At 62.4% G+C, this 13,393-nt stretch carries 10 protein-coding genes; all 10 read right to left on the bottom strand.

The features are described 5' to 3' along the window. Nucleotides 1-4: 4 nt before the first annotated feature. The 10 genes from bamA to dnaE all read right to left on the bottom strand — a co-directional run bounded on the left by bamA (nt 5) and on the right by dnaE (nt 13,335). On the bottom strand, nt 5-2,431 hold the full coding sequence (bamA, locus tag H2040_RS01015) for an outer membrane protein assembly factor BamA (RefSeq protein ID WP_287153539.1): 2,427 nt from the start codon (nt 2,429-2,431) through the stop codon (nt 5-7). A gap of 32 nt (nt 2,432-2,463) precedes the next feature. Further along, nucleotides 2,464-3,654 carry a M50 family metallopeptidase gene (locus tag H2040_RS01010; RefSeq protein WP_287153536.1) on the bottom strand — a complete coding sequence of 397 codons (1,191 nt, stop codon included), beginning with the start codon at nt 3,652-3,654 and terminating at the stop codon, nt 2,464-2,466. A 15-nt stretch (nt 3,655-3,669) separates the two neighbouring features. Further along, the gene (gene dxr / locus H2040_RS01005) at nt 3,670-4,839 is read right to left on the bottom strand and encodes a 1-deoxy-D-xylulose-5-phosphate reductoisomerase (protein ID WP_287153534.1); all 1,170 of its coding nucleotides are present in this window, start codon (nt 4,837-4,839) and stop codon (nt 3,670-3,672) included. Then, nucleotides 4,836-5,639 (bottom strand): phosphatidate cytidylyltransferase, encoded by an 804-nt coding sequence (locus tag H2040_RS01000; protein WP_051122728.1) that lies wholly within the window; start codon nt 5,637-5,639, stop codon nt 4,836-4,838. Before H2040_RS01000 ends, dxr begins: the two co-directional genes overlap by 4 nt. A 37-nt stretch (nt 5,640-5,676) precedes the next feature. Further along, nucleotides 5,677-6,414, bottom strand: a complete 738-nt coding sequence (gene uppS, locus H2040_RS00995) for an undecaprenyl pyrophosphate synthase (RefSeq protein WP_022697766.1) — start codon at nt 6,412-6,414, stop codon at nt 5,677-5,679. Nucleotides 6,415-6,438: 24 nt separating this feature from the next. Next, nucleotides 6,439-6,999, bottom strand: coding sequence for a ribosome recycling factor (gene frr, locus H2040_RS00990; protein ID WP_022697765.1), 561 nt, complete (start codon nt 6,997-6,999; stop codon nt 6,439-6,441). Next, nucleotides 6,996-7,787: a UMP kinase gene (gene pyrH, locus H2040_RS00985; RefSeq protein WP_287153528.1), complete on the bottom strand. Its 792-nt coding sequence runs from the start codon at nt 7,785-7,787 to the stop codon at nt 6,996-6,998. The genes frr and pyrH overlap by 4 nt, the downstream gene beginning before the upstream one ends. A gap of 45 nt (nt 7,788-7,832) precedes the next feature. Next, nucleotides 7,833-8,768 (bottom strand): translation elongation factor Ts, encoded by a 936-nt coding sequence (gene tsf, locus H2040_RS00980; protein WP_287153526.1) that lies wholly within the window; start codon nt 8,766-8,768, stop codon nt 7,833-7,835. Nucleotides 8,769-8,811: 43 nt separating this feature from the next. After that, nucleotides 8,812-9,720 carry a 30S ribosomal protein S2 gene (gene rpsB, locus H2040_RS00975; protein WP_022697762.1) on the bottom strand — a complete coding sequence of 303 codons (909 nt, stop codon included), beginning with the start codon at nt 9,718-9,720 and terminating at the stop codon, nt 8,812-8,814. 177 nt (nt 9,721-9,897) lie between these two features. Continuing rightward, entirely contained in the window at nt 9,898-13,335 is a 3,438-nt protein-coding gene (dnaE, locus tag H2040_RS00970; protein WP_287153524.1) for a DNA polymerase III subunit alpha, read from the bottom strand. Between the last annotated feature and the right edge of the window lie 58 nt (nt 13,336-13,393).

The raw sequence follows: 13,393 nt of genomic DNA, 5'->3' as shown, positions 1-13,393 counted from the left end.
CTTCCTAGAATTGGGTACTTGTGCTGAACCGGAAGCTTTCAGTCCGGTCATACTCTTCCTGGGCGAGAACCTCTGAGAAATCGAAGCGGACCGGGCCGAAGGGCGAGCGCCAGAATACGCTGACGCCGACGGAGGCCCTGAAGCCCAGCTCGTCTTCAATGAACGTGTCTTCGCCAAGTCCGGTCAAATTCTTGTCGGCTTCATCGAGAACGCCCAGAACGCCGAATTCGGAGAATAATCCGCCTTCAACGCCGTACTGCTCCGGCAGGCCCAGCGGGAACCGCAATTCCGCGGAGCCGATAGCGTACGCCTTGCCGCCGAGCGCCTGACCCGAGCGGAGCTCGGTCGTGCCATCCTCGTTCATGACTTCCTGAACAACGCGCGGACCGATGCCCGCCACCTTGAAGCCGCGGAAACTGTTCCCGCCTTTGAAGAAACGGTCATTAATCCGAACGGTATCTCCGCCCCATCCCGTGATGTAGCCGGCTTCGCCGCTAAGGCTGGCGACAACCTGCCGCCAGATGCCGCGATAAACCGTGCCCTGCATCTCGGTTCTCAGATACTGAACATCGCCGCCAATTCCGGCGAAATCTTGACTGAGGGACACATCAAAGCCGCGCGTCGGACGAATGGGATCGTTCCGCTTGTCCCAGCGCAGCGTGTAACCGAACAGGGAGGTGAGGCTTTCGCCTTGCGAGGTCAGAACCGAACTTGTCGCGCCGAAGAAGGCGTCCACATCGTCCTGACGGATAATGTAGCGCAGGCCCAGCGAAGCGTCGCGCGACACCGGGAACCCGACCCGAAGCGCGGCGCCCGTGGACTGGCTTTCAAAGTTCGCTTCGTCCGAGAAGTCCGTCCGGATCGAGAACAGGTCAAAGCCCGCCGCCAGGTTCCGGCCCAGGAAGCGCGGCTCTGTAAACCGGATATCGATGGTCTGACGCCGCGAACTGGCCGAGATGCGGAAGCGCAGGAATTGTCCCCGGCCGCGCAGATTACGTTCGCTGACCTGCAGGTCGAACAGGAACGCGTCGACAGAAGAGAAGCCGGCGCCGAAGGACAGTTCGCCCGTCGGCTGTTCTGTCACGCCGACCTGAACGATCGTCCGGTCATCCATCGTTCCGGCGGTTTCCTCGATCTCGACTTCTTCAAAGAAGCCGAGCGCGCGAATCCGGTTGCGGGAACGGTCCAGAAGGATGCGGTTGAAGGCGTCGCCTTCCACCAGCTGCATTTCACGCCGGATCACGCGGTCGAGCGTGCGCTCATTGCCGACGATCTCGATGCGTTCGATGTAAACGCGCGGGCCTTCGGAGACCTCGAACGTGACATCGACGGTCTGTTCCTCGGTGTTCCGGTTCAGCGTCGGACGAATATCGACAAAGGCATACCCGGAGGTGCCGGCGGCGAAGGTCAGGGAGTCCACCGCGGATTCGATTGCGCTGCCGTCAAACTGGTCGCCGCTATCAATCCCGACAAAGGCGCGCAGACCTTCGGCGGACAGCTGGTCCAGTTCGGTTTCAACGGTGATCTCGCCGAAATCGTAGCGAACGCCCTCTTCCACCGTAAAGGTGATGTAGAAACCCTTCTGGTCGGGCGTCAGCTCGGCCAGCGCCGACACGACCCGGAAATCCGCATACCCCCGGTCCGCATAATACTGGCGGAGGAGTTCGCGATCATATTCCAGACGGTCGGGATCGTAATTGTCGTTGGACGAGAAGAAGCGCCAGAAACGCGATTCTTCGGTCACCAGAACCCGGCGGAGGCGCCGGTCAGAGAATTCTTCGTTGCCGATGAAGTTGATGCGGCGCACATGCGTCACAGGGCCTTCGGACACTTCAAAAATCAGATCCACACGGTTCTGCGGCTGCTGCACGATCTTCGGCGTGACCGTGGCGGCGAACCGGCCGGAGCGGCGGTAAAGCTCGATAATCCGCTGCACGTCAGCCTGAACACGAGCGCGCGTGAAGACGGCCCGCGGCTCAACCTCGACCTCGTCAGTCAGTTTTTCGGTATCGAGCGCGTTATTGCCCTCGAAAATCACGCGGTTGATGATCGGGTTTTCGACCACCTCGACGATCAGGTTGCCGCCTTCGAACGTCATGCTGACATCGGCGAAAAGGCCGGTCGCAAACAGCGTTTTCAGCGACAGGTCAACGCGCGCCGGATCGTAATAATCGCCCGGTTGAAGGGCGAGATAAGAGATAACGGTATTGGGTTCGACCCGTTGATTGCCGCGTACGACGATTCCGTTGATCCGCTGTTGCACGGGCGCGGACTGGTCAACCAGCGCTTCCGTGTCCGGATCCACTTCCATGACGGCGCCGGTCTGGCCGCCCTGGTCAGGTTCCGCTGCAGGTTCTTGCGCCCCGGCCGCGCCAGCCATTAGGCAAAGCGCGAAAGCCAGGGAAATCATGCGTGTCGCACGAGAAAGCATCAGGATGGGCGCTCCCCACAGTTTGACGGCTATCAAGAGAAGAAGCCGCGCAGATAGATCAAATCATTCCACGTGGCAAACAACATCAAACTCGCCACGAGCAGCAAGCCGACCTTGAATCCGAAAGCCTGCGCCCTCTCGCTCAATGGTCTGCCCGCCACGGCTTCGTAGGCGTAGTACAGTAGATGCCCGCCGTCGAGAACCGGGATGGGCACAAGATTAATCAATCCCAGTCCAACGGAGACAACGCCGGCCAGGCTGATCAGCCGCAGAACCAGTATTTGAAGCTTCTGAAGCGGATCCGCCTCTATCGCCAGCGTGTCCACCGCCGTTTTCCCGGAATAGGTCGCGATCCTGATGGGACCGCCCAGCATGTCCGCCGGCTCCTTGCCCCTGATGATGCGTCCCAGATAATCGCCGGTCGTGGCCACAACAGTCCAGGTTTGCCCCGCCCCCATGGCGATTGCGGTCACGGGGCCATGGCGCTCGCGATTCAATTCCATGTTCTGGCCAATGCCCAGAACACCGGTCGACATTTTCCCGCCGATCGGGTCCTCACGCTGGGTCCGGCGCGGGGTCGCGTTCAGCGTAATCGTTTCGCCATCCCGCAACACCTCGAAACGGAGCGGATCGCCGGCACGCAGGGCCACGACCTGCGCGACATCGGTGAACGATTCTACCGCCCGCCCATCGATTGCGAGAATTTCGTCATTCGGCAGGAAGCCAGCTTCTTCCGCGGCGGAATCTTCCAGGACGGTCCCGACAATGGCGGGCGTCGTGGCGACGCCGGCGGTCATGATAATTCCAGCGAATATCGCGATTGCGAGCAGGAAATTGGCGACCGGCCCGGCCGCCACGATCGCCGCGCGGCGCCATAGTGGCAGGAAATGAAACACGCCTTTCACGGCGTCCGGCCCGCGCTCCCGCGAGACCTTGGCTTTCAGCGTTGCAAGCGCTTCGGCATCCGGCGCGCTGGCCGCATCCGCATCGCCCAGAAACTTCACGTAACCGCCCAGCGGCAGCGCCGCGACCCGCCAGACCGTGTCGTGCTTGTCCGTCCAGGCGAAAAGTGTTGGCCCGAAGCCGATGGAGAAGGATTCGATGGTCACCCCGCACCAGCGGCCCACCCAGTAGTGTCCAAGCTCATGGATGACCACAACGATGGAAATGACCACCACAAAGGCCAGCAGGAAGATCGGCGCGGAGAGAATGAAATCGATCATGTGTCCTCGAACTGGTCAGGCCGCGCGGGCGGCGATGATGCCTGAGGCGGCGCTTCGGGCGCGCGCATCAATTTCCAACACGGATTCAAGCGTCATGCCGCTGGCGTTCAAATCCTGCCCCGCTGACAGATTATCCAGAACTCGCTGAACGACAGATGAAATATCCGGGAAGCCTATGCGCCGGTCAAGGAAGCTGGCGACGGCCACCTCGTTCGCCGCATTGAGCGCTGCGGGCGCATGTCCGCCCTGCCGCAGCGCCGCCCGCGCCAGTTCCAGCGCCGGGAAACGCGACGGATCCGGAGACTCGAATGTCAGCGACCCGATTTCCGCGAGATCCAGCGGCGGCGTTACGTCCGCTATCCGCGCCGGCCAGCTCAGCGCATAGGCGATTGGCCCCTTCATGTCGGGCGCGCCCATATGGCTCAAAACGGCGCCGTCGGTGAACTCCACCAGCGCATGCACGATGGATTGCGGGTGGACCAGAACGTCCAGCTGGTCATCGCCGATGCCGAAAAGGACGCTGGCTTCTATCAGTTCCAGCCCCTTGTTCATCAGGGTCGCGGAATCGATGGTGATTTTCGCGCCCATCTCCCAGGTAGGATGGCGCAAGGCGTCTTCCGGAGCGGCGGCGAGGATTTTCTCTCTGGGCCATGTGCGGAACGGGCCGCCCGAAGCCGTCAGGGTCACCTTGCGGACGGTATCGCGCTTTCGTCCCTCCAGAAGCTGAAATACGGCGCTGTGTTCTGAATCGACCGGGAGCATTTCACCCCCCGACTGTTTCACGGCCCCCGTGAACAGCGCGCCAGCCGACACCAGGCACTCCTTGTTGGCAATGGCCAGACGCGCGCCGCGCCGGGCGGCCGCGAGCGAGGGCTTCAGGCCGGCGGCGCCGACAATCGCGGCGACCACCGCATCGCCCCGGCCCGCCGCCTCGATAAGCGCAGCCTCCCCGGCCCCGGTTTCAATAGGAAGACCGGACAGAGCCTCGCGCAGAGGCGTTAGAAGGCTTTCATCAGCGATCGCGACGAAATCCGGGCGGAACGCTTTCGCCTGGGCCGCCAGACGTTCCACATTGCAGCCAGCCGCCAGAGCAGCAACGGAATAATCGCCGCCGGCGGCCCTGATCACGTCCAGCGTGCTGACGCCGACCGAGCCTGTGGAGCCGAGAATGGAAACGCTGGTCATGGCAGACCCTGCTGGAACGGTTGGAAAAGATCCGGACGGATCAGCAAAACGCTGGCGAAAACCAGCACGGCGGCAATCAGCGCGTCCACCCTGTCCAACACTCCGCCATGACCGGGAATCAGCGTGCCGGTATCTTTCACGCCAAAGCGCCGCTTGAGCACGGATTCCAGCAGGTCTCCCCCCACGGCCGCCAGGGCCATCGGGATGGCGACCAGCGCGAAGATCCACGCATCTTCCCGCACGCCCATTATGGACGCCCCCAGCGCCCCTGCGGCCGCGCCTGCGGCCAGCCCCCCGATCAGACCGCTCCATGTCTTGTTCGGACTGGCTCGCGGCCAGAGCTTTGGCCCTCCGATCCAGGTTCCGGTCAGATAGGCGCAGGTGTCGGCCGACCACACGACCACGAACAGATAGAGGAGGACATAGAATCCACCTGCCGCGCTGTTGCCCAGCCAGATAATCGCGACACAGGGCAGTCCGACATACGGCACCCCGACCGCGGCGCGCCATATGCCGCCCCGCAGCACCCGCTCGAACGCCATTAGAAACGCGCCGACCAGGATCACCCCGAACACCCAGCGCCATGCGTCGGCGCCCGCCAGGGCGGAAGCGCCGCTGACAATCGCGGCAAACATGGAATAGGCGCGCGGCGGCGCGCCGGGGTCAGACATCTTGACCCACTCATAGCTCATCGCCACGGCAAAAAATGTCACGAAACCGGCCAGCGCCCATCCGCCCTGCCACGCGATCAGCAGCGCGACCGGCGCCAGCACCACTGCGGAGGCAATCCGCAACGGCAACGCCGGATCCCTCCCGCGTCTGGGCGGAAGGGGACTCTCAAGCCGCAGCGTGTGAAAGGCCGCCGAAGCGACGCTCCCTGTTGCAATAGTCTTCCATCGCGGCGCGCAGATGCTCTTCTGCAAAATCCGGCCACAGCACATCCGCAAAGCAAAACTCGGCGTAGGCCGCCTGCCAGACGAGGAAATTGCTCAGCCGCTGCTCGCCGCTGGTGCGGATGACAAGATCCGGATCGGGCAGATCCGCGCTATCGAGAAAACGCGCGAAACCGCTCTCGTCCATGGTCTCGACATTCAGCTCGCCCCGGGCGGCGGCGTCAGCCATACGCCGCGCGGCGCGAACAATTTCATCGCGCCCGCCATAATTGAAGGCGATGGACAGCACCGGCCCCGTATTGTCCCGGGTTTCGTTTTCCGCCCGCTCGACGATCTCTTTCAGGTCGGCGGAGAGATTTTCCCGGGCGCCGAGAATTCGAATCCGCACATTGCGCGCTTTCAGCGATTCCAGATCACTGTTCACAAAGCGGCGCAGCAGATCGAACAGGGCGTCGACCTCCGCGCGCGGACGGTTCCAGTTTTCGGTCGAAAAGCCGAACAGAGTCAGATATTTGAGATCGAGTTTTTCAGCGGCTTTGACGGCGCGGCGCACAGCCTCAACGCCCGCCTTGTGACCCGCTGAACGAGGCAAGCCGCGGCTCTGCGCCCACCGCCCATTGCCATCCATGATGATGGCGATGTGGTTCGGCGCCGGCCGTTTCGTTGCTTCGCTCTGACTCAAGGCCCCTCCCCCATGCGGTCCTGTTCAGACCTGCATGATTTCGTCCTGCTTGGCCTTCAGCGCCTCGTCGACTTTCTTGATGTAGGCGTCGGTCGCTTTCTGAACATCGTCAGCATAGGCCTTGTGTTCATCCTCGCTGATCATTCCGTCCTTTTCGAGGCGTTTCAGCGAATCCATGCCGTCACGGCGGACATTGCGCACCGCGACCCGGGCCTGTTCGGCATAGCCGCCGGCGACCTTGGACAGCTCCTGACGGCGTTCCTCGTTCAGCGGCGGAATCGGAATACGCACGTTCTGGCCGTCCACGACCGGGTTCACGCCCAGATTGGAGTTGCGGATCGCCTTCTCCACCGCCCCGACCATGCTCTTGTCCCAGACATTGATCGAAAGCATGCGCGGTTCGGGGACGTTCACGCTGCCGATCTGGCTGAGGGGCGTCTGCGCGCCGTAGGCCTCGACCGTGACATTGTCGAGCAGGCTGGCCGAGGCCCGGCCGGTGCGCAGGCCGCCGAATTCATGTTTCAGCGCGCCAAGCGCGCCTTCCATACGGCGATTAATGTCATTTACGTCGAATTCACCGCTCATTTCGAGCCGCCCTCCCCAGGCATGTTCTTGATAATTGTACAGGCGCCCTGCCCGCTCAGGACGCGTGACAGGCAACCGCGGTCCCGGATCGAAAACACCACGATTGGAATGTCGTTTTCGCGCATCAGGCTGACGGCTGAAGCATCCATGACGCGAAGATCGCGTGACAGAACCTCAAGATAATCCAGTTCGTCAAACCTTACAGCATCCGGACTGGTTTTGGGGTCCGCATCATAGACCCCGTCGACCTGCGTGCCCTTCAGCAAGGCGTCGCAGCCCATTTCCGCCGCGCGCAAAGCCGCGGCGGTATCAGTCGTGAAAAACGGGTTGCCGGTGCCGCCCGCGAAGATCACCACGCGGCCCTTTTCCATATGGCGCATGGCGCGGCGGCGGATATAGGGCTCTGCGATGGTGTCCATCGGGATCGCCGACAGGACGCGGGTTTCCAGATCACGGTTTTCCAGCGCGTTCTGCATGCCCAGCGCGTTCATGACGGTCGCCAGCATGCCCATATAATCGGCGGAGGCGCGCTCCATCCCCTTGGCGGCGGCGGACAGGCCGCGGAAAATATTCCCGCCGCCGATCACTAGGCACATTTCCACGCCGCGATTGACCGCATCCGCCACTTCAAGCGCAATGCGATCGGCCGTTTCCAGGTCAATGCCGTAGGCCTTGTCGCCCATCAGGGCTTCGCCGGAAATTTTCAGGAGAACGCGTTTGAAACGCGGTTCCCCGCGAGGCGCGTCGGCCTCGCGGGAAATATCGGTATGGTCAGACGAGTCAGTCACAGCGCGCGATACTAGACGAGCCAGCCCGCCCGCCGAAACCGGAAATCAGCCCTTGCCCGCCATCGCGGCCACTTCACCCGCGAAATCGTCTTCGTTTTTCTCGACGCCTTCGCCAAGACCAAGGCGAATGAAGTCGACAAGCTCGATAGACGCGCCAAGCTCCTTGCCGGTGTTTTCGATCAGCTGGCTGACCGTAACGTCCGGATCCATCACGAAAGGCTGGTTCAGCAGAACCGACTCTTCGTAGAATTTCCGCATGCGGCCCTCGACCATCTTGTCGATGATGCTTTCCGGCTTGCCGGAGTCACGGGCCTGATCGGCCAGCAGGGTGCGCTCGCGCTCGATCACTTCCGGGTCCAGCGAGTCGACATCCTTGGCAAGCGGAGCCGCAGCAGCCACGTGCATGGCGATCTTGCGGCCAAGCTCGTTCAGCTTGTCGGCGTCGCCTTCGGATTTCAGGCCGACCAGAACGCCAATCTTGCCGAGATTTTCTGCGGCCGCATTGTGCACGTACCCGGTGACAACGCCCGGAGCGACATCGATCCGCGCCATGCGGCGCAGGGTCATGTTCTCACCGATCTTCGCGATCATGTTGGTCAGGCGGGTTTCAACGTCCTCGCCGGAGTCCAGCGTCGCGCCCTTGAGGGCATCGACGTCATTGGCGTCCGTCGCGGCCGCCGCGATCGCGCGCACGCCGGCCTGGAACTCTTCGTTCCGGGCCACGAAATCGGTCTCGGAGTTTACCTCGACCATGGCGCCGGTCATGCCGCCATCCTTGGCGTCAAACGCCAAGCCGATGAGACCGTCCGTCGCGGCGCGGTCCGCCTTCTTGGCCGCCTTGGACAGGCCTTTCTTGCGCAGCCAGTCGACCGCGGCTTCCATATCGCCGCCGGTTTCGTTCAGCGCAGTCTTGCAGTCCATCATGCCCGCGCCGGTGGATTCGCGCAGTTCCTTGACCTGGCTCGCGGTAATATTCGCCATCACTAGAAGCTCCGTATGGATTTTGTCGTCAAAAGGCCTGAGATCAGGCCTTCTCGGTTTCCTTGCCGTCGCCGGCGGCGTCGGTCTTTGCATCATCGCCGGACTCTTCAGCCGCAGGCTCAGCTGCTTCTGCCGGAGCTTCGGCGGCGGCTTCCTGTTCTTCCGGCTTGGCTTCTTCCGTCGCCATTTCGTCGCCGGCGTTCTGCAGGGCGCGCTCAACCGGCGCTTCCGCCTCGCCCAGGTCCACGCCGGAAGCTTCCTGGCCTTCGGCCATGCCGTCCAGAATGGCGTCGGACATCAGGTCGCAATACAGCGTGATGGCGCGCGCGGCGTCATCATTGCCCGGGATCGGGAAATCGACGCGGTCCGGGTCGCAATTGGTATCGACGATGGCGATCACCGGAATGCCCAGTTTTTTCGCCTCGTTGATCGCGATCTGCTCCTTGTTCGTGTCGATCACGAACATGAGGTCGGGAATGCCGCCCATTTCCTTGATGCCGCCCAGCGAACGCTCCAGCTTGTCGCGCTCACGGTTCAGGACCAGAAGCTCTTTCTTGGTCAGGCCGCTCTGGTCGTCGTTGGAAAGAATGTCTTCCAGTTCGCGCAGACGGGCGATGGAGTGAGAAATGGTCGCCCAGTTCGTCATCGTGCCGCCAAGCCAGCGGTGATTGACAAAATACTGCGCGCAGCGGGCCGCAGCCCTGGCGACCGGCTCGGACGCCTGGCGCTTGGTGCCCACGAACAGGACCCGGCCGCCCTTGGCGGCGACGTCACGCGCAGTCACCAGCGCCTGATGCAGCAGCGGGACCGTCTGGGACAGGTCGATAATGTGGATATTCGAGCGATCGCCAAAGATGTAGCGATCCATTTTCGGGTTCCAGCGATGCGTCTGGTGACCAAAATGCGCGCCGGCCTCAAGCAGCTGGCGCATGGAAAATTCCGGCAGAGCCATAATCGTTCTTCCTTTTCTCCGGTTAGGCCTCCGCGGGCTGCACCGCCTCAATACGAGGACGGCACCGGAAAGGGCCAGCGAACGATGTCTCCGTTCGTCAGGCCGAACCCGCGTGCGGTTTTGCGAGGCGGTCTATAAGCGCGCCGCGTTCAAGGCGCAAGCGCGCCGGACCGTTGATTACAGCTCTTCAACACGATCCACGCCGGCCGCCGCCGCCAGGGCGCGCCGGGCGCCGGGATCAGGAAGTATCCGTTCGGACAGTTCGAACTCGCCCTCCTGCCCTTCCGGCAAGGGCATGACGATGCGTATGACGCCCTCGCCTTCCTTTACGCGCTGCAGCTGACGGATGCTCTCGCTGATCGCCGTGGAAGCCTTGGGATCGGACAGAAAGACCCGGAATCCTTCCACGCCTTGCGACATCTGCCGGTCAAGCGGCTCAACGGAATCCGCGAAAAACCTGATATCGCCGTCGCGTGAGTCCACGCGCACGCGGACGCTGACCGCCGCGCCTGTCTCCATGTCGTCGCGGGACCGGCGCAGGGTTTCCGGCGGAACCAGAACTTCAAATTCTCCGGTGGGGTCCGACAAGGCCAGAAAGGCGAACCGCTCGCCGGATTTGCTGGAAACCCGCTCCTGCCGCGCCCGGACCATGCCGGCCAGGCGCAGCGCGGACGCGCCCTCGCGCGCCCGCTCGGGGGCCTCTGCGAAGAGCGTCACGGCGCGGGACCGCAGGGAGTCCACCATATCGTCCAGCGGATGGCCGGACAGGTAGAAACCGATCGCGGACAGCTCCTCATCAAGGCGTTCAACCGCGGTCCAGGACGCGCCGGCGGGCAAGGGCGGGCGCACGGAATCCTGCATTTCGCCGCCGAACAGGCTGGATTGGGAACTGGCCCGGTCCTGTTCGCTGGACGCGGCCAGCGCCAGCAGGGTTTCCGCAGCGTGATAGGCCTTCGAGCGATCAGGCTCGAGAGAATCGAATGCGCCGGACCGCGCCAGGTTTTCAAAGGCGCGCTTGTTCACCAGCTTGGGGTCGACCCGCTCTGCAAAGTCGTAGAGGTCCTTGAAGGGGCCATCCGCCTTGCGCGCGGCGACAACATGCTCCATCGCGGCCCGCCCGACATTGCGGATCGCGCCGAGCGCATAATGGATCGCGCCGTCTTCGACCGCGAAATCGGCTTCGGAGCGATTAATGTCCGGCGGCAAAATCTGGACATCGATCCGCCGCGCCTCTTGGAACATCATCGCCAGCTTGTCTGTATTGGCGATATCCAGACTCATCAGGGCGGCGAGGAACTCGACCGGGTAATTGGCTTTCAGATAAGCGGTGCGATAGGCGATGACGGCGTAGGCGGCGGCGTGACTCTTGTTGAAGCCGTAGCCGGCAAATTCGGCCACCAGATCAAAGATATGGCTGGCCTTGGCGTCCGTCAGGCCATGCGTGGCCGTTCCCTCGAGGAAACGCGCCTTCTGCTTGTCCATCTCCTCCTTGATCTTCTTGCCCATGGCGCGCCGGAGAAGATCGGCCTCGCCCAGCGAGTAGCCGGAGAGGATCTGGGCAATCTGCATCACCTGTTCCTGGTAGATGATGATGCCGTAGGTCTCTTTCAGCACCGGCTCCAGATCCGGGTGGAGATAATCAATCTCCTCATCGCCGTATTTCCGGGCGACATAGGAATCGATATTTTTCATCGGCCCCGGACGATAAAGCGAAATCAGCGCGATGATGTCTTCGATCGTATCGGGTTTCACCTTGCGCAGCGTGTCGCGCATGCCGGTCGATTCCATCTGGAACACGCCGATGGAATTGCCCGCGCTCAAAAGCTCGAACGTCGCCGCGTCGTCGTCCGGGGCCTTCTCCAGATCGACCACGATGTCCTGCTCTTCCAGATAGTTGAGCGCGCGGGCAATGACGGTCAGGGTCTTGAGGCCCAGAAAGTCGAATTTCACCAGACCCGCCGGCTCGACCCATTTCATATTGAACTGGGTCGCCGGAATGTCGGAGCGCGGGTCGCGGTAAAGCGGCACCATCTCGGTCAACGGCCGGTCGCCGATCACGACGCCGGCGGCATGGGTCGAGGCGTTCCGGAACAGGCCCTCAAGTTTCAGGGCCATGCTGATGAGGGTGTCGACGTCCGACTCCTCTTTCCGCCAAGCCTGAATACGGTCCTCGGTCTGGACCGCTTCAGCCAGCGTCACCGGGTTGGCCGGATTGCTGGGCACCAGCTTGGCGAGGCGGTCAACCTGCCCATAGGGTAGCTGCATCACCCGGCCGACATCGCGCAGAACGGCCCGGGCCTGAAGCGTGCCGAACGTGATGATCTGGGCGACGCGGTCATCGCCATATTTCTTTTGAACATAATCAATGACGTGACCCCGCCGCTCCTGACAGAAGTCGATGTCAAAGTCCGGCATCGAGACGCGTTCCGGGTTCAGAAATCGCTCGAAGATTAGCCCGTAACGAATTGGGTCAAGATCAGTAATCGTTAATGACCAGGCGACAAGAGACCCGGCCCCCGAGCCCCGGCCCGGCCCGACCGGCACGTCATGCGCCTTGGCCCATTTGATGAAATCCGAAACGATCAGGAAATAGCCGGGAAAGCCCATGCCCTCGATCACGCCGAGCTCATATTCCAGACGCTTTTCGTAATCCTCGACCGGCGCCGCGGCCTCCAGCTTCGCCAGCCGCGCCTTCAGGCCGTCGCGCGCCTGAACGGCGAGCTCTTCGCTCTCCGTGCGGCCTTCGCCGGTATTGAAACTTGGAAGGATGGGCGCGCTGGTGCGCGGACGGAAAGCGCAGCGGCGCGCGATCTCGATCGTGCTGTCCAGCGCCTCGGGAAGATCGGCGAAACGCTCCCGCATTTCCTGACTGGTCTTGAAATCATGATCACGCGTCACCTTCCGGCGATCGCGTGAATCCAGATAGGCGCCGTCCGCGATGCAGAGCAGCGCGTCATGCGCTTCATGCATGGCCGGGTCGGGGAAATAGGCTTCATTGGTGGCGACAACAGGCAGCTTATGGGCGTAGGCCTCGTTCAGAAGGAACGCCTCGGCCTGTTTTTCACGATCAACGTCGTGTCGCTGCAACTCGATATAAAACCGGTCCGGGAACGCGGCGGACAGGCGGTTGATCAGCTTGACCGCTTCATCCTGCGCGCCGCTGCAATACAGCCGGTTGACCGGGCCGTCCGGACCGCCGCTGAGCGCGATCAACCCCTCTGAATGCGCCTCCAGATCGGAAAAGGCGACATGAGCCTGTTCATCGCTCTGGACCTCAAGAAAGGCCTTGCTCGAGAGTTTCAGCAGGTTTTTGTAGCCCGCCTCGTCCTGCGCAAGCAGCGCAATTGTCCCGACCGGTTCGCGCCGCGTCTCGCCCAGCGGGCGCTCATCATGGGCCACCGCGAGCGAACAACCGACAATGGGCTGAACCCCGGCCTTCGACAGCTTCTCCGAAAACTCCAGCGCGCCGAACAGATTGTTCGTGTCGGTCAGCGCCACGGCCGGCATCTGCCGTTCCCGGCACAGCTCGGCCAGCTGGTCTATCCGGATCGCGCCCTCAAGCAGGGAATAGGCGGACCGGACGCGCAGATGAATAAAGGGCGGAGTTGAAGACATGGATCGCCACGCGACTCGCGAAAGGGCTATGGATCAGCCTAGCCCCGGCTAGCCGCCC

Source organism: Euryhalocaulis sp. (genome assembly GCF_013911995.1).
Classification (GTDB): domain Bacteria; phylum Pseudomonadota; class Alphaproteobacteria; order Caulobacterales; family Maricaulaceae; genus Euryhalocaulis; species Euryhalocaulis caribicus.
This window is presented reverse-complemented; position numbering and strand designations above follow the sequence as displayed.

What these genes read in the sequence shown, in the direction of transcription:
- frr (WP_022697765.1), bottom strand. Translation starts at nt 6,999, where the DNA reads ATGAGCGGTGAATTCGACGTAAATGACATTAATCGCCGTATGGAAGGC.
- bamA (WP_287153539.1), bottom strand. Translation starts at nt 2,431, where the DNA reads ATGCTTTCTCGTGCGACACGCATGATTTCCCTGGCTTTCGCGCTTTGC.
- rpsB (WP_022697762.1), bottom strand. Translation starts at nt 9,720, where the DNA reads ATGGCTCTGCCGGAATTTTCCATGCGCCAGCTGCTTGAGGCCGGCGCG.
- dnaE (WP_287153524.1), bottom strand. Translation starts at nt 13,335, where the DNA reads ATGTCTTCAACTCCGCCCTTTATTCATCTGCGCGTCCGGTCCGCCTAT.
- dxr (WP_287153534.1), bottom strand. Translation starts at nt 4,839, where the DNA reads ATGACCAGCGTTTCCATTCTCGGCTCCACAGGCTCGGTCGGCGTCAGC.
- H2040_RS01010 (WP_287153536.1), bottom strand. Translation starts at nt 3,654, where the DNA reads ATGATCGATTTCATTCTCTCCGCGCCGATCTTCCTGCTGGCCTTTGTG.
- tsf (WP_287153526.1), bottom strand. Translation starts at nt 8,768, where the DNA reads ATGGCGAATATTACCGCGAGCCAGGTCAAGGAACTGCGCGAATCCACC.